Here is a 22,488-nt window from a genome sequence, read left to right as displayed (position 1 = left end):
TTTTTTAGCATATCGGCATCGGGTCTAAGTTTGACCTGCCCCCAAGGCGATCTACCCCTATCGACAGAGACAGACCTATGTCCACAGAGGCAAGGATTAGCCGCAAAATTTCCCAGTCACCAGCTTAGCAAACTAAACGGTTTAGTACAATCACGAGGGCGTCCAATAGCCAGCAGCGGGTTGCAAATCGGTGAAGCTGTCGTCAGGCAGATCGCAGCAGCAGGCTCGCACTAGGGCATCGGTATCGTCTATGGGGATGACCGGGCAGCCGAGTCGCTGGCTAATTTCAGCCACGCTGAGGTCATCTAAAAACAGAGTGTCTTTAGGGTCGCCCGAATCGCTGGGTTTTAGCATAACCGTAGGCAGAAGCAGGGCATCGCCCAGAGCGTGATGCTGGGATGGTGGCTCATTTTGAGCCGGGTTGGGAGCGTCAGAAACATCGCGTAACCCCAGTAACAAATCGTGGCCGGTCAGTAGCCCCGTCACTGTTAGGTCTCGCCCCCAGTAGTCGCTGGCTAAGGCGGCCAGTCGTACCGTCAGCCCCTGGACGGTGTTGAGGCGATCGACGATAGGTTGGAAGGCGTGCCCGACCGCATTGCCCACCACCCAGGTCAGGGTTCGCGGTGGGCTGACGGTCTCCGGCAGGTAGTCATCCGCCGACTGCTGAAACGCTTTGAGAAACTGACGAATCGACCCCACCCCGTTGCCCAACTGGGGATAGTCTTCGTAGTGGCCCTCGTCGGGAACCTCTTGCTGAGCGATCAAAAACCACTCGTCGGCCAGCCAGACAAAGTTGGTGCCAAATCGCCGCCGACAGTCTGCTTGGAACGCCTGCACCTGGGCGATCGCCTGTCGAGCCTGGGCCTGGGTCACTGGAGTTAGCTCATCCCCCGGCGGGCGAAACCGGGTTAGACCCACGGGCACCACCGCCGCTGAAGCGACCGCAGGCACATCCCCTTCGTGAAAGCGAGCTAGGTCTTGCAGGGTGGTGGCTAAGTGCTCGCCGTCGTTGATGCCGGGGCAGACCACCACCTGGGCGTGAATTTGCAGCCGCTGGGCTTGAAACCAGGCCAGCTGATCGAGAATTTGACCGGCTCGGGGGTTTTTGAGCAGGCGCGATCGCACCTCTGGCTCCGTGGCGTGCACCGACACATACAGGGGCGAGAGCCGCATCTGGGCGATGCGCTCCCACTCCTGAGGCAGCAGATTGGTGAGGGTCAGGTAGCTGCCGTAGAGAAAGCTCAGGCGGTAGTCGTCGTCCTTCAGGTAGAGGGTACCGCGCTTGCCAGGGGGCTGCTGGTCAATAAAGCAAAAGGGGCAGGCGTTGTTGCACTGCATCAGCCCGTCAAAGAGGGCTGTTTCAAACTCCAGCCCCAGATCGTCATCAATGTCTTTTTCAATATCGACTTGGTGGGTTTTGCCCCTGGTGTCTAGCACCTCCAGGGTCAAGTCTTCATCGGCGCAGAGAAAGCGATAGTCGATTAAATCGCGCGGCGGCTGGCCGTTGATGGCCACCAGGGCATCGCCGGGCTCAAAGCCAATCTCTTCGGCAATGGAGTCGGGCAGCACGCGGGTAATGCGGGCAGGGCGAATAGCCGAAGCAGCCATAGCGCAAGGAAGCCTTTGAGAAGCAAAATGTGCCTTCCCATATTAGATGTTTTGCATTTTTCCGGTAGCCAGCGCCAGCAAAATCGCCGCTCCAAACGCCAGACGATACCACACAAAGACCCAGGTGCTGTGCTGCTTTAAGAACCGCAGCAGCCAGAAAATTGCCAAGTAAGACGACACCAGGGCAGCAATCAAACCGCCAATTAACGGTGCTAGCCCAACGGTGCTTACCCCACCTTCGAGCAATCCCTCTAGTTCCACTAGCCCAGCCAGGGTAATGGCCGGAATGCCCAGCAAGAAGGAGAATCGGGCTGCTGTGGCTCGCTCCAGCCCCATAAACAGGCCAGCGGTTAGGGTAGATCCCGATCGCGACACTCCAGGAATCAGGGCCAGCGCCTGGGCAAATCCCATGATTACGCCATCTTTGAGGGTCAGGGCCTCAAAGGTGCGCTGACGGGTGCTGAACATCTCCGCTACCCCCAGCAGCAGCGCCATCACAATAGACACGATGGCAATGGTGGCGCTACTCCGCAGGGGCGAGTTATCAAAATCAGGAATGAAGGCTTTAATCAACAGCCCACCCACCACAATCGGGAGAGTGCCCAATAAAATCCCTAGGCCGAGGCGAAAGTCTGGGGAGTTGTATTTGCCGCCGATGGCCGCCTGAGCCATGCCTCCTACCACCTGACGCAGATCTGCCCAGAAATACCAGATCATGGCCGCAATGCTGCCGAGCTGAATGACTGCGGTAAACGCCACCCCCGGATCTCCCCAGCCCAGGACTACGGGCACCATTTTGACGTGGGCGGTGCTGCTAATCGGCAAGAACTCCGTGAGCCCTTGCACAATACCAATGACAATGGCCTGAAACAGATTGATAGGTGCTGCGATCGCGGCGGTGGAAGCAGCCTCGTTTACCTGGGCTACCTGGGCTATTGGAGCGGCCAAAGTCAGCGCCGAGACTAAGCTACCCATAACATTACTCATAAGGTGTTGCGCATCATAAATAGACAACTGGCAGAACAGGTCAGTGAGCACAGCCTTCTCCCGGTCACAGGCCACAAAATCTCTAAATTGCCGCAGCGAGGAGATTCTCTTAAGATAAGTACACCAACCGGGGTAACAATCGAGCTAGCCGAAGCCGATCGTTAACTATTGTAGAGATTTGGCGCATCGGTGTTGGTGGGTGCTTGGCTTCTTCTTGCAGGCTTAATTAGCCGCAGGGTGAACTGTGAACCTGAAGAAAACCTTTAATACAGCGTTAACCATTGTCAATCCCTATCCAGTCTGCCCCATCCCCCCCTGGGGCATGTTATGTTAACAATGATTAACTAAATACTCAGAATTACCTTGAGTCTTTCCTACAGTTCTGCTTCAGTCAAGGGGATATTGCCGCTGCTGGCTCTCGTACAGAGCTGGGTGTTGCGATCGAGTACCCAAATTAAGGTTTTTGGGGCAGCCATTGGCCTGGTAATTCTGCCGGTGTTTGTACAGGCCCCCCTGGTGCGCTACTTTCCTTGGGTGAGCCTGGCGATTACCCCCCTCTGGCTGGTGCTGGGGGCTTGGCTCATGAAGCGGCCTCGCTGGAGCCTCTGGGGCGACCTGATTGTTGGCTTTGGGTGGATCTGGCTGACGGGTTCGCTATACTGGGGCTGGTTTCGCTGGGATCCAATCGTTCATTTGCCGATCGAAGCCCTGGGGTTGCCCATTGCGCTGGCTTGCCTACACCAGGGCTGGGGGCGTGTTGGCAGCTATTTCTTTTTAGGATCTTTATTGGGCACTGCTGTTACCGATCTCTATATCAACTGGATGCATTTGTTTCCTACCTGGCGGCAGCTCATGCTCACCAGTCCAGATGCAGCGCCTTTGGTATTGCGGGCCGCCAGCGCGACTCTACAAACCGATGTGGCAGCCTGTCGGGCGGTGATTTTAATTTTATTTTTGCTGGTAGCTACGGCGATCGCCCTCAGCACTTCGCGACAGCTGGCCTGGTGGGCCTTTGGCGGGGCTGTGTTCAGCACCCTGATTGTGGATGGCTTGTTCTTTCTGACGGCGGCGCTGGCCTAGGCTGAGCGCTGGGGTTAGCATCTCTGGCATAATGGGGTCAGCTCAGGGATATTTTGGGGTTGTCTGCCGCGATCGCAGCTGAGTTTTGAGCCGATCGCGCCCAATCACTCTTAGTTTGTGCCCATAGCATACCGTTGTGACTTCTTCCTCTGGCCCCTACCTTGCGCTTAAAACCAGCTCCGGCGATCGCCAGCTTTCTTTGGTGGGCGGCACCTGCTGGACTGTAGGGCGCGGCGACGACAACAATTTTGTGCTGCCCGACCGCTGGATTTCTCGCAACCACGCCATGCTTCAGGGCAGCGACAGTGGTCGGTTTTACTTAATTGACCTAGGCAGCCGCAACGGCACCTTCGTCAATGGGCGACGGGTCAGTGTGCCGGTCATTCTCCACGATGGCGACCTGCTCACCTTTGGCCAGACTGAACTCCGCTTTTTTTCGCCCGTCGATGCCTCTAGGGCCGCCGATGCCAACCTGGGTGGTGCCCGAAGCCCGGAAGCCACCGCGACGGCCATGCTCCATGTGCGGCAGCTGATCTCGGTGATGGTGGTCGATATTCGCGACTTTACGGTGCTCACCCGCCAGATCGACGAAAAAGTTCTCTCCGAAGCCATTGGCACCTGGTTTCGCCGCGCCGGAGAGATCATCGGCCAGTACGGCAGCTGGGTCGATAAATACATTGGCGATGCGGTGATGACGGTGTGGATACATGGCCCAGAGGGGGCCGACCAGGTCAGCATGATTAAGATTTTGCAGGCCGTCAGCACCCTGGCTGAGATGACCGGCCAGCTCCACGAGCAGTTTCCGCTGCCGTTTCCCCTGCGCATCGGGGCGGGCATCAACACCGGCTATGCCATGGTCGGCAATACCGGCAGCAGCGATCGCCCCGACTACACGGCCCTGGGCGATACCGTCAACGCAGCTTTTCGCCTCGAGTCAGCTACCAAGCCCCTGGGCCTAGACATCGCCATGGGCGAAACCACCTATGAGTATCTGCAAAAAGCCGGAGTAGATGCCCTCTGCTTTAAGCGCTTTACCGTAGAAATGAAAGGCTACGAAGAGCCCATCAACACCCGTGCTGGCACCTTCGCCGACTTAAACAAGTTCTTAGCTAAGTCCTCTTGAACCCTGATCCCTAGGCCATAGCTTACGCGCCGCAAAATGATAATTCGAGCTGAGCACCCAGCGGATATTGCGTCGATTTACCAGGTCAATGCGATCGCCTTTGGTCGCGAGCATGAGGCCAAGCTGGTCGATCGGCTGCGGGGGGTGCCCCATACGCTGTCTTTAGTGGCGGTGGTGGAGGATGCGATCGTAGGCCACATCTTCTTCAGTCCGGTCACCCTTGAAGAAAGTAATGCAGATCGCCAACTGTTTTTAGGTCTGGGGCCGGTGGCGGTGCAACCAGCCCACCAGCGTCAGGGCATTGGGACACAGCTAATTCGCCAGGGGATAGAGCAGTGCCGTCAGATAGGCAGCACGGCGGTTGCTGTGCTAGGCGATCCGCAGTTTTATGCCCGGTTTGGCTTTATTCCTGCCGAAGAGAAGGCGCTGCGGTGCGAATACATCGTGCCCGAGGGCGCGTTTCGGGTGCTGGAACTGGAGCCGGGGGCGTTACAGAACTGCCGTGGGCTGGTGCGGTATCGCCCAGAGTTTGCCGATTGCGAGTAGGAGAAGGCTGGAAAGTTTGGAGTTTGGCGGATTTGTGAGGTTGAGGACTGAGGTATAAGCGTTCTGATGTCGGAACGTTAGAACGTTCTAACCCTCAAATATCCCTAACTCAAACTGAAATTTAGAAAAAGCTGCGATCGCTGTCGAAATGCGCTAACCCCACTCGTCGTAGTTACAGAGGGCATCCAAACGCCCTCTACACTCACCTACCCGATGGAGTTAGTCCATGCAGTACGCCATTCTGGTCTACGAGACCGAGCACGACTTCGCTAACCGCGAGCAGCAGATGCCCGCCTACAATGCCTACTCTAAAGCCCTGGCCGAAGCTGGGGTTATGGTGGGGGGCGCGGGGCTTCACCCCAGCCACACCGCGACGACGCTGCAATTACACAACGGTCAGCGGCAGGTGCAAGACGGCCCCTACGCCGACACCAAAGAGCAGCTGGGGGGCTTTTTTCTGATTGATGTGCCCGATCTCGACACGGCACTAGACTGGGCCGCCCGCTGCCCCGCTGCCAGCAATTGTGCCGTTGAAGTTCGCCCCCTGCTGCCTCCCCCCGCCCAGGAGATCGCCCTATGAAACTCTATTATTTTCCCCCCTCGCCCAATACCCGCAAGGCCCATGCGGTGGCCATTCACCTGGGCCTGCCCATCGACCTCAAGCTGATCGATCTGCAAAAGGGCGAACAGCGCACGCCTGAATTTATGACCCTCAACCCCACCGGGCGCACGCCAGTGCTTCAGGATGGCAATTTTATTCTCTGGGAGTCAACCGCCATCATGCAGTATCTGGCCAGCCAAATGCCCAACCTCCTCTGGCCCGACGATGCCCAGACTCGGGCCGACATTGTGCGGTGGCAGAGCTGGCAACTGGCCCACTGGTCTGTGGTCTGTCAGCCCTTGCAGTTTGAAAACTTCGTCAAGCCACTGCTGCAGCTGGGCGAACCCGACAAGCAAGTGGTGCAGGAGGCGAGCGATCGCTTTCATCAGGAGGCCAAGGTGCTCGATAATCACCTGGCCGAGCACGACTTTTTAGTCGGCAACGCCCTCACCCTGGCCGATTTCTCAGTGGCTAGCGACCTCACCTACGCCGGGCCGGGGCAGTTTCCCCTGGGGGGCTACCCTCACATTCAAGCGTGGTATAGGCGGATTGAGGCGCTGCCCGCCTGGCAACAGACCAGTCCCAAGGGGTAGCCAGCGAATGGATGCACGTCGAGCGGCAGAATTGGCAGCCCGCAACTCCTACGGTCGGCTGGTCGCCTACCTGGCGGCCCAAACCCGAGATGTGGCGGCGGCTGAAGATGCCCTCGGCGATGCCTTTCTCACCGCCCTTAATACCTGGCCCGACCAGGGCGTGCCCACCAAGCCCGAAGCCTGGCTGCTGGTGACGGCCCGCCGCAAGCTGATCGACACAGCCCGCCGCAGCCAAACCCAGGAGCGGGTGCTAAATACGCTCAAAACCAGCGATGTAGGCTCGTCTCCGGCCCTGGACAGCGAATCGGCCTCCTTCCCCGACGATCGCCTCAAGCTGCTGTTTATCTGCGCCCACCCGGCGATCGATGGGGCGATGCATACGCCGCTGATGCTACAAACGGTGCTGGGCCTCAATGCCGCCCAGATTGCCTCGGCCTTTTTAGTTGCCCCCGCCACCATGGGCCAGCGCCTGGTGCGGGCCAAGGCCAAAATTCGCGATGCCGCGATCGCCTTTGAGCTGCCCGACCCCCAAGACCTGCCGACTCGCCTCGCCGCCGTGCTAGAAGCCGTCTACGCCACCTACGCCCACGCCTGGGAAACCGTCGATGGGGCCGATCCACGCCATCGGGGCTTTGCCGAAGAGGCGATCTGGCTGGCTCGCCTGTGTGTGCAGCTCATGCCCCAGGCCGCCGAAGCCCGTGGCCTGCTGGCTCTGATGCTCTACTGCGAAGCCCGCCGCGAAACCCGCCGCGATGCCGATGGCCGCTACGTTCCCCTCGACCAGCAGGATACCCAGCGGTGGTCGCAACCCATGATTGCCGAAGCCGAGCACGAGCTGGCCCAGGCCGCCACCTTCAACCCGCTGGGCCGCTTTCAGCTAGAGGCCGCCATTCAATCTATCCATGCCCAGCGGGCCATCACCCGCCAGGTCAATTGGCAGGCTCTGGCACTGCTCTACGAAGGGTTGATTCAGCTAGCGCCGACCCTGGGGGCTTTGGTGAGTCAGGCGGCGGCGATCGCCGCCGCCTGTGGCCCTGCCACCAGCCTGCAATCGCTGGAAAAGATTCCCCCCGACGCCGTTAAGAACTACCAACCCTACTGGGCGCTCAAGGCTCATCTGCTGCACCAGCTCGACCAACCGGCGGCAGCTAAAGAAGCCTACCAGCGGGCGATCGGCCTATCCGAAGATGCGGCAATTCGGGAGTTTCTGCTGGGGCGAGCCCTATCTGTCCAGGGCAATTCAGCTTCCGAATAATGGAGTGGTGGCTCATCACCCCATCACTCCCATCCCCCTCCGCTCCCCCAGTTCCCTATCTTCCCCATCCTCCCCATCCTCCTCACCTTCCCCACTTACCGCTAAGATCGGTAGGCACCTAACCCCGCAACCCCATGACCGCCTACGCTGCTGCCCCCTTCAGCCCCGCCGAAATCGCCTCCGAGGGCATCAAACCCGAGGAATACGACGACATCGTGCAGCGCCTGGGCCGCCACCCCAACCGGGCCGAACTGGGCATGTTTGGGGTGATGTGGTCAGAGCACTGCTGTTACAAGAATTCGCGCCCCTTACTCAAGCAGTTCCCCACCGAAGGGCCACGGGTGCTGGTGGGGCCAGGGGAAAATGCGGGGGTGATCGACGCGGGCGACGGCCTGCGGGTGGCCTTCAAGATCGAGTCCCATAACCATCCCTCTGCGGTAGAACCCTTTCAGGGCGCGGCCACCGGGGTCGGCGGCATTCTGCGGGATATTTTCACCATGGGCGCACGGCCAATCGCCGTACTCAACTCCCTGCGGTTTGGCGATCTCAACGATGCCCGCACCCGTCGCCTGTGCCAGGGCGTGGTGTCGGGCATTGCCCACTACGGCAACTGCTTTGGGGTGCCCACCGTGGGCGGCGAAGTTTACTTTGACGCCGCTTATAACGGCAACCCGCTGGTGAATGCCATGGCGATCGGCATTATGGAAACCGACGAGATTGTCAAATCGGGGGCGGCGGGCCTGGGTAACCCCGTGGTCTATGTGGGCTCCACCACCGGGCGCGACGGCATGGGCGGGGCCAGCTTTGCTAGTGCAGAGCTAACCGATGAGTCGGAGCAAGATCGCCCCGCCGTGCAGGTAGGCGATCCGTTTCTCGAAAAATCCCTGGTAGAAGCCTGCTTGGAGGCGTTTAAGACGGGGGCGATTGTCGCCGCCCAAGACATGGGCGCAGCGGGCCTCACCTGCTCCACCGCCGAGATGGCGGCCAAGGGCGGCGTCGGCATTGAGCTAGATCTTGACCTGATTCCAGTACGCGAAACGGGCATGGTGCCCTACGAGTACCTGCTGTCAGAATCCCAGGAGCGCATGCTGTTCGTGGTCGCCAAAGGCCGAGAACCTGAGGTGATCGAAATCTTCGAGCGCTGGGGTCTCCATGCCGTGGTTGCCGGGAGCGTCATCGCCAACCCCATCGTGCGGATTCTATTTAAAGGCGATATTGCCGCCGAAATCCCTGCCCTGGCCCTGTCGGAAAACACGCCAATCTATCACCGAGAACTGCTGGCCGAACCGCCCGAGTACGCCCAAAAAGCCTGGGCCTGGAGCGAAGCCAGTCTTCCCCCCTGCTCGGTGTCAGGGATCGCACTGCCTGACACGGGGGATACATCCTGGACTGGGATTCTCCACAGGCTCCTAGCCCAGCCTACAATCGCATCCAAAGCCTGGGTCTACCGCCAGTACGATCACCAGGTGCAAAACAACACTGTGCAGCGCCCCGGCCAGGGCGACGCCGCCGTCATTCGCCTGCGTCCCCTAGAGAACGTGCCAGGGTATCAGCCCGGAGCGGTGGCCCGAGGGTTGGCCGCCACCGTAGACTGCAACGCCCGCTACGTGTATCTGAATCCCTATGAAGGAGCCAAAGCCGCCGTAGCTGAAGCTGCCCGCAACCTGAGCTGCGTCGGGGCCCTACCCCTGGCAGTGACCGACAACCTCAACTTTGGCAGCCCCGAAAAGCCCACCGGCTACTGGCAACTGGCCAACGCCTGCCGGGGCTTAGCCGACGCCTGCCGAGAGTTTGAAACCCCGGTAACCGGCGGCAACGTCTCCCTCTACAACGAAACCGTAGACAGCCAGGGCAACCCCCAGCCCATCTACCCCACCCCCGTAGTCGGCATGGTGGGGCTGATCGACGATCTGAGCCGCACCTGCGGCCAGGGCTGGCAGCAAAACGGTGATCTGATCTACCTGCTGGGGATCACTGTGGAGCAGACGGGGACAGCTACTGTGGACGGCAATCCCTTAGTCACCCTGGGTGGCTCGGAGTATCTAGCCGGAGTCCACGGTCAGGCGACCGGGCAGCCCCCGGCGATCGACATGGCGCTAGAGAAGCGGGTGCAGGCAGCTTGTCGCTACGGCATTGCCCAGGGTTGGGTGAGATCGGCCCATGACTGTGCCGAGGGCGGGTTGGCCGTGGCTCTGGCAGAATCATGCATTACAGGTCGGCGGGGGGCGGCGGTTCAGCTGCCGCTAGAAGCCAGTCAAGCCAGCCAGCGGTGGGATCGGCTGCTGTTTGGGGAAGGCGGCGCGAGAATTGTGGTCTCCGTTAGCCGTGAGCACCAGGCGGAATGGGAGACTTACCTGAGTCATCTGGCAGGTGCTTGGCAGTGGCTGGGCACCGTTCAGGGCGACACCTTAACTCTCGTTACCCAAGAGAGTCAAACCCTGATTGCTGAGTCGGTTGAGGCCCTGGCATACAGGTGGCATACGGCCATTGAACAACGGCTAGCGGGGGAAAGCTAGGGGCTGTCATCAATCGATCGCTGATGGGATCAGGACTTTGGACAGAATTGATGACATGCCTTAGGACAGGCTGAGGAAACTTCTGCACAGCAATGGTGGGCCGTGCCTCACATTCATTGCAGCCCGACGATCCTTTCTGCGCAGGGCCTTCGAAGCCGTCTACGGAGAATGCGGCAGGTGTTATGATCGCTCATATGTTAAGGAACTATTAAATAGGTTAGGGAAGTTCGGTAGTTTCTAATACCACTCCGAAAGCCCTCACCCTATGATGTAGCTGGGCTCGCATTGAAGGCAAAATGCGGCAGCCAAATGTGTTGAGACGTTCTGCTCCTTTGCCATTGCGGTCCTAAAGCCACCCTGCACCACCCATGACGTTCCCTTCTGAATCTTTCCTAGACGAGTCCGGTGATTCTTTCCAGGATCACTGCGCCGACAATCGCCCCGATAAGCCCGAAGAAGCCTGCGGTATCTTTGGCCTCTACGCCCCCGATGAAGAGGTGGCGCGGTTGGCCTACTTTGGCCTGTTTGCCCTTCAGCACCGGGGCCAAGAGTCGGCGGGCATCGCCACCTTCAATGCCTCTGGCAGTCACTGCTACAAACACATGGGCCTGGTTTCCCAGGTGTTTGACGACCAGATTCTCAAAGGTCTGACGGGGCATATTGCGGTAGGGCATACTCGCTACTCCACCACCGGGTCGAGCCATGTGTGCAACGCTCAGCCTGCGGTGGTGCCCACCCGCCTAGGCAATCTGGCCCTGGCCCACAACGGCAACTTGGTCAATGCCGCCGACCTGCGCGAAGAACTCATTGATCGCGACCACGACTTAGTCACCACCACCGACTCTGAGATGATCGCCTTCGCCCTGGCCGAGGCCGTCAACGACGGGGCCGACTGGATGAATGCGGCAGAGAAAGCCTTTAACCGCTGCTATGGGGCTTTTAGCCTGGTAATTGGCACCCCCAACGGCATTCTGGGTGCCCGCGATCAGCAGGGCATTCGCCCCCTAGTGCTGGGGGTGCTGGGCCACGAAATTCCTGAGGTGGGGCAGCCGGCTCACTACGTGCTGGCCTCGGAGACCTGCGCTCTTGACATCATCGGCGCTACCTACGTGCGCGATATTGAACCCGGCGAACTGGTGTGGATTACCCCGGAGGGGATTATCTCTCGCCAGTGGGCAGGGGCCACGGAGCGCAAGCTTTGTGTGTTTGAAATGATTTACTTTTCGCGGCCCGATAGCATTGTCAACGGCGAGAGCCTCTACAGCTATCGCCGCCGTCTGGGCCACCAGTTGGCCAAAGAATCGCCCGCCGATGTGGATTTAGTCATGGCAGTGCCCGACTCTGGGGTGCCAGCGGCGATCGGCTTTTCGCAGCAGTCAAAAATTCCCTACGCCGAGGGGCTGATCAAAAATCGCTACGTGGGGCGCACCTTCATTCAGCCCACCCAGTCGATGCGGGAGGTGGGCATTCGCATGAAGCTCAACCCCCTGCGGGACGTACTGGAGGGCAAGCGAATTTTGATTGTGGATGACTCGATTGTGCGGGGCACCACCAGCCGCAAGATCGTGCAGGCTTTGCGGGATGCGGGGGCGATCGAAGTGCATATGCGGATTTCGTCGCCGCCGGTCACTCACCCCTGCTTCTATGGCATCGACACCGACAACCAGGATCAGCTGATTGCGGCCACCAAGTCCTTAGACGAGATCGCCGAGCAAATCAATGTGGATTCACTAGCTTATCTGAGTTGGGAAGGCATGCTGGAGGCCACTCACCAGGAGCCGGGCAGCTTTTGCTCAGCTTGCTTTACGGGCAAGTACCCGGTGGAAATTCCGGAACCCTTTAAGCGGGCCAAGCTCAAGTTTGAGGCCAAGGAACCTGTGGCGACGTAGGATTGCCCTAGCTGACACAGGCCAGGGCAATCCGCCAGTCTTCGCCCTGTTTTTGCACCCGCAGAGAGCGACATTTAGCTAAAAACTTCGGCAGGCCTTTGGGCTCACCGATGCGCTTTAGCACGGCGCTCATGGACTCTTGGTAGACGTGGGCAAAGTAGGCGGCTAGGACTGCCAGGCGAATTTGACCGTCCGGCTGTCCGGATGAAAGGCTCCAGAGGAGTTTGATAATGGCCTGCTCGAGGGTTTGAGCGTCGGTAATGGGTAAGAGCAGTGGGGGGTCACCTCCGGGGGGCAGAGGGCTAGGGGCGATCGCAGGCTGCGGGACTGGGGGGTTGTCATTAGCGATCGCCTTAAGAGTGACGACGACCTGCTTGCTGTTGGGCAAAGGGGAAAGGACAAAGGCATTGTGGGATTTGAGAAACTGCCCCAGGGTTTTGTAGCCCGAGTTGGCCTGGAGAGCCTCGCTGGCGGAAAGGTGGTGGCGATCGCGAAACAGCTTGCCCAGATGCCCCATCGTGATTGGCTGGTCGGGATCATCCTGATGGGCTTGAGTCAGCAGCTGTTTGAGCGATCGCGCCGTTTCTGCTAGGGTGGGCACCTTCATCACCTGCTGGGCTGACTCGGCTGCCGGGCCAGCCCCCTCACCGGAGTCAACGTAGACCTTCTGAGTGGTTTGCTGGGCCAGATCGAGCACCTCAAACCAGCCATCGTGGCGATGGCTGACGCAGTGAACGCGGATCCCCAGGTTAAGCAGCGCGTAGCCCAGGTGAAGCAGGTCGGTATCCGCAGAGCAAATGAATACCTCGCGGATCGACGGGTTTTGGAGGGTAATGAGGGATGTGTCTACGGCCATTTTGATGTCGGCACTATTTTTGCCCGACGGCACATGCACCATCTGATAGCCCCGCCGATAGAGATCGCGATCGCGGCGGCCCAGCCTGCGCCAGTTGCCAAAGGCCAGTCGATGGCGGATAGGGTATTGACCGAGGGTTTGCAGAAAGGCCTCCAGCGCCTCAGGCGGATTCATGTTTTCGGCATCCACCAGCAAAAGCCCAACCCAGGGAAGGGGGGAGAGCTCGTCCTGGGGTTCGGGCTCTGGGGACTGCCCAGGACGAGCGGGAGGGGCGATTCGCGAAGCGTTCGGGAACCGACTCGGAACGAGTATCCGTACCGGAATCGCTAACCGCTGCACCTGCTGTAAAACTTGGCGGTAGGGCTTAGAGCCTTGGAAAGCAGGAACAAATAGCTTTTCTAGAATCCGCTCGACGGCTCTCAGCAGAGTCGGCACAGTGGACTGCTGCTCCAGCAGTCCCGCGAGCTTGGCAATTTGCCCTTCGGCAGAGGTGGTCTGTAGCCAGGTTCTGCCAGCCTCCGTCAGCAGATCTGCTCTCTGCTGCTGAGTTTTAAGGAGTGCGGCGTGCAGGCAACGAGCGATTTTCTCGCTGCGCTCTGGGTTAAGCAGCTCAGGGGAGCGGGTCATGCCGGTCGGCCTAAGAAATTAATGGCTTAGTCTACACGATAGAAAATTAATCTTTCTCCAAAGAGGGGATGGGGGGCGATCGCCGTTGGGTTCCCTGTTTTCCCTAGCTCTACGCCGCCGCTGAGCTAAGCAGGGTAAACTTCAGCATATCTAGGCATTTGCTGTAGTGAACGATATCTACACCGGCGTATATGGAGCGCTGACACCATGGGCAAGGGCAGAATAGAAGCCTTCAGCGACGGCGTGCTCGCTATCATCATCACCATTATGGTATTAGAGCTAAAAATACCCCACGAAGCTGGGTTTACGTCGCTGAGACCTTTGATTCCGGTGTTTTTGAGCTACGTGCTGAGCTTTGTCTACATCGGTATCTACTGGAACAACCATCATCACTTGTTCCAGGCGGTGCGCCGGGTGAATGGCAATGTGCTGTGGGCCAACCTGCACCTGCTGTTTTGGCTATCGCTGATTCCCTTCGTCACTGGGTGGACGGGGGAGAACCACTTTGCGGCGTTGCCCGTGGCGTTTTACGGGGGAGTACTGCTAGCGGCGGCGATCGCCTACTACATCCTCTGTCGAATGCTGATTGCCTGTGAGGGCCGAGACTCGGCCCTGGCGATCGCGGTGGGGCGCGACTGGAAGGGCAAGATTTCGGTCGTGCTCTATGCGATCGCTATTCCCCTCGCCTTCCTCAATTCCTGGCTATCCCTGCTGCTCTATGTTTGCGTCGCCATCATTTGGCTGATCCCCGATCGCCGCATCGAAAGGGCTTTAACTTCTTAAATTCTGAGGATGGGCGGGGGCGGCTCACAGGGTGAGGATGGCGATGAGAACCAGGGCGATCGCGCTCAACCATTTAGAAAAACTTTTCAAGACCTTGACCGCTGCCCACCGGGCGCTGCAAAAAACCCCGCAGGTTATCGAGCAACCCCCTGGTGGAAACTGACCCTAGCCCAATTGCTCTGAACAGATTGCCGCATAAACTACCGCCGAGAGAATTTTGGGGATCGCTAGCTCCTCAAACCCAGCCAGTGTTTGAGCACCCGCCAGCGGTGGGCGTGGGTGGGCAGCCGCAGCCAGTAGGCCCAGCGGCGCGAAACAGCCCCCAAGCGCCCCGTGATGCACAGCCCAAACCCGCACACCACCGCTTCCCTTTGGCCGAGAGTGAGCATGTCGCCCAAATGGTTGTAGACAAAGGGCTTGAGGGGTCGATTGGCGATTAGCGCCAGCAGATTGTGGGCCACCGCTGGGCCAGCTTGGTAAGCCGCTTGGGCCGTGGTGGGGGCGCGATTCCGGGACGGATCGCTCTGCGAATCGCGACCTGGCGCAGGCATGGCAGCCATATCCCCCAGTACAAAAACATTGTCGTAGTTGGGTAATTGCAGAGTAGGTCTCACCGGGCATTGCCCCAGGGGGGTGAGTTTAGGGGCATTGTTCCCCAGCCACGATCGCGGCACCGTGCCCACCGTCCATAGAGTCACATCGGCTGGGCAGTGGTGGGTTTGCCCCTCGTAGCCGAAAGTCAGGCCGCTGGCATCGACCGCCTCGATCGCAGCATCCAGATAGACCTCTATTCCCCGTTTGGCCAGGGCCCGCGCCGCCGCCCGCTGGATGCGCTGCGGATAGGAGCGCAGAATTTCGCTCCGGCGATCGACCACGGTGACGTGGCCTCGGGATCCTAAGCGATCGCTTAGTTTGCAGGCCAGCTCGACGCCGCTGGGGCCAGCCCCGGCCACCACCACCCGCACCTTCGGAGATTGTTCGAGGTCGTTTAATCGTCGCTCTAGCTGTTCAGCATCATGCAAGGTGTTAAACGGCAGGCTGTGGGTCTGGCTACCGGGGGTAGTAGGGGGCCGCATTTGGCTACCGAGCGCCACCACTAAATAGTCGTAGGGGATTGGTTCGCCGTGGCGCAGGGTGACAGATTGTTGGGTCAAGTCAATGTGCTCGGCCCAGTCTTGGCGCAGGTCAAGGTTGGTGTGCTTGAGCAGCTCTCGATAAGCGGGGGCGATCTCCCAGGGGGCTAGCTCTTGGGTGAGCAGTTCGTAGAGCAGGGGGGTAAAGTTGAAGCGATCGCGCGGCTCGACCAGGGTAATGTGAATAGGCCGGGGCGATTGTTTGAGCCGCTGGTGTAGAGCCAGCGCGCAGTACAGCCCACCAAAGCCGCCGCCCAAAATGCAGATTCGCACAGCGTCAGTCGCAGGTTTTAAGTCAGCAGAGAGAGCACGCTTCAAAGACATAGGAAAGGAACGCGGGGGCTGTGCCAAGGGTGCCCAGCTTACTGCACAATAGCGCTAGGCTGTCCCGGCTACTCGTCACCGTTATTGCTCATCTATGTCTGAGTCTTGCCAGGGCTATTCATCCCCTACCGTCGATCTTTGGCTGCTCTCTACCGAGCCCCTTAAAACGACCGTACAAGCAGCCCTTAAAGCTTGTCTAGCGCCGACAGAACTAGCTCAGCTACAGCACATCCACTGGCCCGCTGCCCAGCGCCAGTTTCTCATCAGTCGCGGGTGCTTACGCTACTTGCTCAGCCGCTACACCGGCCAAACGCCCGCCGCTCTCACCTTTGCCTACGGCCCCAAGGGCAAGCCAGAACTGAGCCCAGACGGCGGTAAAACTTTCCCCCTGCCGAGGTTCAACCTATCCCACAGTGGGCAGCGGCTGCTCGTAGCCATTAGCACCGCAGATGAAGTGAATGCCATTGGTGTGGATATCGAAACCCTGCGACCGGTAAAGCATCTATCGGGGCTATGTCGCCGCTACCTCACCGCTGCTGAGGCCAACACCGTGCTAGCGCTGCCACATCCCGAGGCAGACCACCAGTTTTTACGCTATTGGACGGGTAAAGAAGCCTGCCTCAAAGCCCTGGGTCTGGGTATTGCCGACGCCATACAGACCCTGGAGCTGATCTTAGAGACTCCCAAGCTGACCTCGGTTCCAACCCTGGCCAAAGTGGTTTGCCGTGGGGCAGAGCACCCAGGTCAGCTCTATCAGTGGCAGCTAGAACCGGGATATATGGGCGCGATCGCCGTTCAAGCTCCCCACCTAGGGCCAGATCATTTGCACCTTTGGCCGACGACTCCCGCCGCCATCCTAGCCGGAGACTGGCCTAACTAGGACTAACCTGAGATCGGCCCCCGCTCCTACCTAGGTATCGCCCGGATCGGGTATCCCTAGGGGTAAGAGGGCGTCAGCGTGGTTCCACGAAATATCGGGCATGCTGAGCGAGGCTTCCCGCAGGGCCACCTCCCAGTGCTTCCGCATTTTGATCAGGTAAGGATCCCCCGCCTGAAACTTGGCTCGATGGCGAATCTCAAAGCTGTTGGCCTGGTACATGGCCATATGAATCGGCGGCCCCACCGACAGGTTCGATCGCATGGTCGAGTCAATCGACAGCAGCGCACACTTGGCCACCGCATCGAGGGGCACGTCAAACCCCAGGGTTCTATCTAAGATGGGCTTGCCGTACTTGGTTTCGCCAATCTGCAAAAACGGCGTTTCGGGAGTGGCCTTGATGCAGTTGCCCTGGCTGTAGATCAAAAACAGCTCTGGCACCTCGCCCTGCACCTGACCGCCCAGCAAAAAACTGCACTTAAAATCAATCTTGTCCTGGGCCAGCCAGGCGCGATCGGCCTCTTGCAGGGTGCGAATTTGCTCCCCCAGGTGGCGAGCTATGTCGTAAAGGCTGTGCAGGCTGTGCAGATTGGGCTCGCGATCGTGCTTAATATCTTGCTCCAGCCGATGCACCACCGCCTGGGTAATCGACAGGTTGCCCGAGGTACAGAGCAAAATGACGCGATCGCCGGGCTTAGAAAAATCAAACAGCTTGCGGTACGACGAAATGTAGTCAACCCCAGCATTGGTTCTGGAGTCGGCAGCCAGCACCAACCCTTCCTTCACCAAAATGCCCAAACAGTAGGTCATGGGTTTCCAACGGTACGTCATAGCGGCCTCGCAACCCATGGGCTTAGACTGCCGCAACCTAATAAAAACCGCAAAAAAGCGCCGGTTAACCCAGCGCCCTAAGAATACACCTAATTCTCACAGCTCGGCTCGCTGCCCCTTGAGCCAGCGTAGCAGCGACCTAACACCACAGCCCTCAACCGCGATCTTACGATCCGGTTTGCTTACTAGAGGTTTGGATGTACAGAATTAGCAGAAAAACCGTCGGTACCAGAACAAAAAGAATGCTGGCTACAAAACCAAGCTTATTGACTTCCATCAGTGCTTGCCTCTACTACTCTCAACCCAACAACGTCGCATCGAGCGTCTAACGCTAGCCATCCTTGCCCTTGTCGAACCTGTTTCAGCCCGACTTGCCCAAGACTTGCTGCGCCAAAGACCCAATGACTTCAGAATATCACTCTACCCGCTGAGAATGCAGCGCTGGCCCAAACCCCCTAAGCTGAATCCAGACAACTAGGGCTAGGCGCTCTTCGAAGCTTTAGCTTGAGCCAGGGCCTTGCGGTTGGGCTTTGTGGCCACTGAAACCGGGCCATGCACCGTGGTTTGACAGGCTAGCCGACAGCTTTCAGGCCACTTCTTTAATTTGCGCTCTTCTACCTGGGTGCGGGCCGAAAGGTTCTCGCCCCCTTCCACCACATCTACAACACAGGTGCCGCACTGGCCATAGCCGCCGCAGTTCATCAGCTTGCCGCTAAAGGTATAGATATCGATGCGGTTTTCTAAGGCTTTAAAACGCAGGTTCGCCCCATCGGCAACGACAATCTCGGTGTCTTCGTTAACAAACTTAACATTGACCATCAGGGGAATCTCCTTAGCGTTCTGCGTCGTTGGCAGCGGTAAATCAAGCCTTTAACCGCTGGGACGAGGTGTCTTTGAACCGTAACCCTCGCGATCGGCCTCGGCTAAGGCCCAAGCTGGTTGCGAGAGAAATTGGGACTAGTTACACTTCGTTAAGTAATTTCATTGTTACATCTCATCTGTACCAAATGATTCCGCATCCAACAATGACATCGCCCCCTCAGGCAATGGCAGGATGACGGGGCAATTGGGGCATTACTGAGAGCCTGATTCTGATAGGCTAATCAGTACTGGCATGCTTAAGACAATTCCCAAAACAACATTGTTTTACCTAGAGGAGGCGCGTAGTCAATGGGACTACCCTGGTACCGGGTACACACGGTCGTCGTTAACGATCCCGGGCGACTGATTGCTGTACACCTAATGCATACGGCCTTAGTAGCTGGCTGGGCTGGCTCGATGGCCCTGTTTGAACTGTCTACCTTTGACCCCAGCGACCCTGTGCTGAACCCCATGTGGCGGCAGGGCATGTTTGTGCTGCCCTTTATGGCTCGCCTGGGCGTCACCGATTCTTGGGGTGGCTGGAGCGTCACTGGCGCCGCCGCCAACCCTGGCTTTTGGTCCTTTGAGGGGGTGGCAGCGGCTCACATCGTGCTGTCGGGGCTGCTATTTTTAGCCGCCTGCTGGCACTGGGTCTATTGGGATCTAGATCTATTCCGCGATCCTCGCACCGGGGAACCGGCGCTGGATCTGCCCAAAATGTTTGGTATTCACCTGTTCCTGTCGGGCCTTCTCTGCTTTGGCTTTGGAGCCTTCCACCTGACCGGTCTCTGGGGCCCTGGCATGTGGGTGTCTGACCCCTACGGCCTTACCGGCCATGTGCAGGGGGTTGCCCCCGAGTGGGGCTCGGCAGGCTTTAACCCCTTCAACCCGGGAGGTATTGTGGCTCACCACATCGCCGCCGGGATTGTGGGCATTATCGCTGGCCTGTTTCACCTGACGGTGCGCCCACCCCAGCGCCTCTACAAGGCCCTGCGCATGGGTAACATCGAGACAGTGCTGTCTAGTAGTATCGCAGCGGTGTTTTTTGCGGCCTTTGTGGTGGCTGGCACCATGTGGTACGGCAGTGCCGCTACCCCCATCGAGCTGTTTGGCCCCACCCGCTACCAGTGGGATGGCGACTACTTTAAGCAAGAGATTCAGCGTCGGGTTCAGGGCGATGTCAACGCCGGATACTCCTTAGCCGAGGCCTACGCCGGTATTCCTGAGAAGCTGGCCTTCTACGACTACGTGGGCAACAGCCCTGCTAAGGGTGGTTTGTTCCGGGTTGGCCCCATGGTTCAGGGCGATGGTATCGCCGAGGGCTGGCTGGGTCACCCGGTCTTCAAAGATAAAGAAGGGCGCGAACTGTTTGTGCGCCGCCTACCCAACTTCTTTGAAACCTTCCCCGTGGTGTTGGTCGACAAAGATGGCGTCGTTCGGGCTGACATTCCCTTCCGTCGGGCTGAGTCTAAGTACAGCTTTGAGCAGACTGGCGTAACTGCGACCTTCTACGGCGGTGAGCTCGGCGGTCAAACGATCTCTGAGCCTGCTCTGGTGAAGCGCTATGCTCGTAAAGCCCAACTGGGTGAACCCTTTGAGTTCGATCGCGAAACCCTCGGTTCTGACGGGGTGTTCCGCACGAGCACTCGGGGCTGGTTTACCTACGGTCACGCGGTGTTTGCGTTGCTGTTCTTCTTTGGTCACATCTGGCACGGGTCTCGTACCTTGTTCCGCGATGTGTTTGCAGGTGTTGACCCCGACCTGTCTCCCGAACAGGTGGAATGGGGTTTCTTTGCGAAGGTGGGAGATACCAGTACTCGTAAAGAAGAAACGGTTTAGTTTCCCGTGAGCTAAGGTGCCCGGCGGTTGATTCTAAGCCATCATCCGCCGGGCACGTTCCATCTAATCCTTGTAAACTAAAGATAACCCGGTTGAGATAGGAGCCTTTTCACCATGGAAGCTGTCGCTTACATCTTCATTTTTGCCTGCATCATTGGCACCCTTTTCTTTGCGATCGCATTCCGCGAACCCCCCCGCATTTCTAAGGATTAATCCTGGCGACCTAGTCATTTAGACTGACGCTAGCCTGGGGTTTACGCAAATTTGGCAGGACTTTCGATTCATTTCGATTGTTTTCTCACAATTTAATTAATATAGAGGCAAGCCTTTCCGCTGATGGGAAGGTTTGCCTTTATTTTTTCCCGGCTGCAATGGCTTTAAAGCACTGTGGCTCGGTCTTTTCCTCCCGTTGGGAGTGTGTCTATGCATTGCCCGTTCTGTCAGCATCTGAACAATCGAGTCTTAGAATCGCGATCGGCGGAGGCAGGACGCAGTATTCGCAGACGGCGAGAGTGTTTGCAGTGTGAGCGACGATTTACGACCTACGAGCGCATTGAGTATGTGCCCGTTACGGTAATCAAGCGCAGCGCGGACCGAGAACTGTTTGAGCGATCCAAGGTGCTGCGGGGTATTGTGCGGGCCTGCGAAAAAACCCCGGTGTCGTCCCTGGCCATGGAGGCGATCGTCGATGACATTGAGGCCGAACTGCAGCAGCGGGCCACCCGCGAGGTGAGCAGCGCTGAGATTGGCGACATGGTGCTGGCCAAACTCCAGGCCATGAATGAGGTGGCCTTTGTGCGGTTTGCCTCGGTGTATCGTCAGTTTCAGGGCATTCGCGATTTTGCAGAAACGTTGAGCCAGCTTCAAGATGACCGGGGCGATCGCCCCGTGGGCAATCCCGAGAACGGCCAGGCCTCCACCTACGTGATTTCTGCCCAATCGCTATGAGCTAGTATTGGCAGTGAATTTGAGGGCAAACTCAAACCAATCCTAGCGGCGTAGATCAACAACACCGCCTATTCAGCTATAATTTTAATCCTGTGGGTTTATCGGGCTGTCTATGTCGGCACGCTGCTGCGTGGGGGCTGGCTGTCACATATCTGAGTTGATTGTTTTGTACGTCTACACGGAAACCGCAGTATTACGGAGAAATAATAGGACAACACTAGCATGCTCAATCAGGACGTAAAGGACGCTGACATCGGGTTTACACACGAAGACTTTGCCGCACTTTTAGACAAGTACGACTATCACTTCAACCCAGGCGATACGGTTTCTGGCACCGTGTTTAGCCTTGAGCCCAGGGGCGCCCTGATTGATATCGGTGCTAAAACCGCCGCCTATCTCCCGATTCAGGAAATGTCGATCAACCGGGTTGACCATCCTGAAGAGGTGTTGCGCTCCAACGAAACCCGCGAGTTCTTTATTCTTACCGACGAAAATGAAGACGGTCAGCTGACCCTCTCCATTCGCCGCATTGAGTACATGCGCGCTTGGGAACGGGTGCGCCAGCTCCAGCAGGAAGACGCCACCGTGCGTTCTGGGGTATTTGCCACCAACCGCGGTGGTGCTCTGGTGCGGATTGAGGGGTTGCGGGGCTTTATCCCTGGCTCCCACATCAGCACCCGCAAGCCTAAGGAAGACCTGGTGGGCGAAGACCTGCCCCTCAAGTTTCTGGAAGTGGACGAAGAGCGCAACCGTTTGGTGCTCAGCCACCGCCGCGCCTTGGTCGAGCGCAAGATGAACGGTCTTCAGGTGGGCGAAGTGGTGCTGGGTGCGGTGCGCGGTCTCAAGCCCTACGGTGCCTTTATCGATATCGGCGGCGTCAGTGGTCTGCTGCACATCTCTGAGATTTCCCACGACCACATCGATACGCCCCATAGCGTGCTCAACGTCAACGACGAAATCAAGGTCATGATCATCGACCTCGATGCCGAGCGGGGGCGGATCTCGCTCTCGACTAAGCAGCTAGAGCCCGAGCCCGGCGATATGGTGAAGAACCCTGACTTGGTCTACGACAAGGCTGAGGAAATGGCCGCCAAGTACCGCGAAGCCATGCGTCGCCAAGCCGCCGAGCAGGCCGGTGAAGTCATCGACGAACCCGAAGAGGTCTACGTCGAGGAAGAGGAAGTGGCTGTGGCCGTTGACTAGGCTCTTGC

Annotated in this window: 21 protein-coding genes; 14 read left to right on the top strand and 7 right to left on the bottom strand. The window is 58.4% G+C overall.

Annotated elements, in window-relative coordinates; translation table 11 throughout:
• Window positions 1-150: 150 nt before the first annotated feature.
• Both VB780_RS10095 and VB780_RS10090 read right to left on the bottom strand, forming a co-directional pair.
• Window positions 151-1,608, bottom strand: coding sequence for a TIGR03279 family radical SAM protein (locus VB780_RS10095; protein ID WP_323351019.1), 1,458 nt, complete (start codon window positions 1,606-1,608; stop codon window positions 151-153).
• Between the two features lie 42 nt (window positions 1,609-1,650).
• Complete coding sequence (locus VB780_RS10090) at window positions 1,651-2,583, bottom strand: undecaprenyl-diphosphate phosphatase (RefSeq protein ID WP_323351018.1); 933 nt, start codon at window positions 2,581-2,583, stop codon at window positions 1,651-1,653.
• Between the two features lie 375 nt (window positions 2,584-2,958).
• On the opposite strand from VB780_RS10090, the gene VB780_RS10085 reads away from it, so the two are divergent.
• From VB780_RS10085 to purF, 8 genes are all read left to right on the top strand, one after another.
• Window positions 2,959-3,675 (top strand): DUF3120 domain-containing protein, encoded by a 717-nt coding sequence (locus tag VB780_RS10085; RefSeq protein ID WP_323351017.1) that lies wholly within the window; start codon window positions 2,959-2,961, stop codon window positions 3,673-3,675.
• A gap of 136 nt (window positions 3,676-3,811) precedes the next feature.
• Window positions 3,812-4,798 carry an adenylate/guanylate cyclase domain-containing protein gene (locus VB780_RS10080; protein ID WP_323351016.1) on the top strand — a complete coding sequence of 329 codons (987 nt, stop codon included), beginning with the start codon at window positions 3,812-3,814 and terminating at the stop codon, window positions 4,796-4,798.
• 36 nt (window positions 4,799-4,834) lie between these two features.
• Window positions 4,835-5,344 (top strand): N-acetyltransferase, encoded by a 510-nt coding sequence (locus tag VB780_RS10075; RefSeq protein WP_323351015.1) that lies wholly within the window; start codon window positions 4,835-4,837, stop codon window positions 5,342-5,344.
• Between the two features lie 226 nt (window positions 5,345-5,570).
• The gene (locus tag VB780_RS10070; protein ID WP_323351014.1) at window positions 5,571-5,924 is read left to right on the top strand and encodes a YciI family protein; all 354 of its coding nucleotides are present in this window, start codon (window positions 5,571-5,573) and stop codon (window positions 5,922-5,924) included.
• Complete coding sequence (locus tag VB780_RS10065; RefSeq protein WP_323351013.1) at window positions 5,921-6,538, top strand: glutathione S-transferase family protein; 618 nt, start codon at window positions 5,921-5,923, stop codon at window positions 6,536-6,538. Before VB780_RS10070 ends, VB780_RS10065 begins: the two co-directional genes overlap by 4 nt.
• A gap of 7 nt (window positions 6,539-6,545) precedes the next feature.
• Entirely contained in the window at window positions 6,546-7,793 is a 1,248-nt protein-coding gene (locus tag VB780_RS10060; protein ID WP_323351012.1) for an RNA polymerase sigma factor, read from the top strand.
• A gap of 134 nt (window positions 7,794-7,927) precedes the next feature.
• Window positions 7,928-10,309: a phosphoribosylformylglycinamidine synthase subunit PurL gene (gene purL / locus VB780_RS10055; RefSeq protein WP_323351011.1), complete on the top strand. Its 2,382-nt coding sequence runs from the start codon at window positions 7,928-7,930 to the stop codon at window positions 10,307-10,309.
• 368 nt (window positions 10,310-10,677) lie between these two features.
• On the top strand, window positions 10,678-12,198 hold the full coding sequence (purF, locus tag VB780_RS10050; RefSeq protein WP_323351010.1) for an amidophosphoribosyltransferase: 1,521 nt from the start codon (window positions 10,678-10,680) through the stop codon (window positions 12,196-12,198).
• A gap of 7 nt (window positions 12,199-12,205) precedes the next feature.
• Here the strand turns inward: purF and VB780_RS10045 are convergent, their stop codons facing one another.
• Entirely contained in the window at window positions 12,206-13,681 is a 1,476-nt protein-coding gene (locus tag VB780_RS10045; protein ID WP_323351009.1) for an NYN domain-containing protein, read from the bottom strand.
• Window positions 13,682-13,888: 207 nt separating this feature from the next.
• Between VB780_RS10045 and VB780_RS10040 the strand changes: the two genes are divergently transcribed.
• Window positions 13,889-14,464, top strand: a complete 576-nt coding sequence (locus VB780_RS10040) for a TMEM175 family protein (RefSeq protein WP_323351008.1) — start codon at window positions 13,889-13,891, stop codon at window positions 14,462-14,464.
• A gap of 227 nt (window positions 14,465-14,691) precedes the next feature.
• Here VB780_RS10040 and VB780_RS10035 read toward each other — a convergent pair whose 3' ends face one another.
• A complete protein-coding gene (locus tag VB780_RS10035) occupies window positions 14,692-15,921 on the bottom strand; it encodes an NAD(P)/FAD-dependent oxidoreductase (protein ID WP_323351007.1) in 1,230 nt (409 codons plus the stop codon).
• Between the two features lie 94 nt (window positions 15,922-16,015).
• Here VB780_RS10035 and VB780_RS10030 point away from each other — a divergent pair, with 94 nt between their 5' ends.
• Window positions 16,016-16,801 (top strand): 4'-phosphopantetheinyl transferase family protein, encoded by a 786-nt coding sequence (locus VB780_RS10030; RefSeq protein ID WP_323351006.1) that lies wholly within the window; start codon window positions 16,016-16,018, stop codon window positions 16,799-16,801.
• 30 nt (window positions 16,802-16,831) lie between these two features.
• On the opposite strand, the gene VB780_RS10025 is transcribed toward VB780_RS10030, so the two are convergent.
• The 3 genes from VB780_RS10025 to VB780_RS10015 all read right to left on the bottom strand — a co-directional run bounded on the left by VB780_RS10025 (window position 16,832) and on the right by VB780_RS10015 (window position 18,448).
• The gene (locus VB780_RS10025; protein ID WP_323351005.1) at window positions 16,832-17,608 is read right to left on the bottom strand and encodes a proteasome-type protease; all 777 of its coding nucleotides are present in this window, start codon (window positions 17,606-17,608) and stop codon (window positions 16,832-16,834) included.
• A gap of 187 nt (window positions 17,609-17,795) precedes the next feature.
• Window positions 17,796-17,906, bottom strand: coding sequence for a photosystem II reaction center protein PsbM (psbM, locus tag VB780_RS10020; protein ID WP_017300174.1), 111 nt, complete (start codon window positions 17,904-17,906; stop codon window positions 17,796-17,798).
• A 203-nt stretch (window positions 17,907-18,109) separates the two neighbouring features.
• Window positions 18,110-18,448 carry a 2Fe-2S iron-sulfur cluster-binding protein gene (locus tag VB780_RS10015; RefSeq protein WP_323351004.1) on the bottom strand — a complete coding sequence of 113 codons (339 nt, stop codon included), beginning with the start codon at window positions 18,446-18,448 and terminating at the stop codon, window positions 18,110-18,112.
• Between the two features lie 351 nt (window positions 18,449-18,799).
• Between VB780_RS10015 and psbB the strand changes: the two genes are divergently transcribed.
• The 4 genes from psbB (at window position 18,800) to VB780_RS09995 (ending at window position 22,480) form a co-directional block, all read left to right on the top strand.
• Window positions 18,800-20,329, top strand: a complete 1,530-nt coding sequence (gene psbB, locus VB780_RS10010) for a photosystem II chlorophyll-binding protein CP47 (protein WP_323351003.1) — start codon at window positions 18,800-18,802, stop codon at window positions 20,327-20,329.
• A 114-nt stretch (window positions 20,330-20,443) separates the two neighbouring features.
• Window positions 20,444-20,542: a photosystem II reaction center protein T gene (locus VB780_RS10005; RefSeq protein WP_073607450.1), complete on the top strand. Its 99-nt coding sequence runs from the start codon at window positions 20,444-20,446 to the stop codon at window positions 20,540-20,542.
• Between the two features lie 210 nt (window positions 20,543-20,752).
• On the top strand, window positions 20,753-21,277 hold the full coding sequence (gene nrdR, locus VB780_RS10000) for a transcriptional regulator NrdR (protein ID WP_323351002.1): 525 nt from the start codon (window positions 20,753-20,755) through the stop codon (window positions 21,275-21,277).
• A gap of 222 nt (window positions 21,278-21,499) precedes the next feature.
• The gene (locus VB780_RS09995; RefSeq protein ID WP_323351001.1) at window positions 21,500-22,480 is read left to right on the top strand and encodes a 30S ribosomal protein S1; all 981 of its coding nucleotides are present in this window, start codon (window positions 21,500-21,502) and stop codon (window positions 22,478-22,480) included.
• The last annotated feature ends 8 nt before the right edge of the window (window positions 22,481-22,488 follow it).

Source organism: Leptolyngbya sp. CCNP1308, from assembly GCF_034932455.1.
Lineage (GTDB): Bacteria > Cyanobacteriota > Cyanobacteriia > Phormidesmidales > Phormidesmidaceae > Nodosilinea.
The sequence above is the reverse complement of the archived record's forward strand: the minus strand, read 5'-3'. Positions and strand labels throughout refer to the sequence as shown.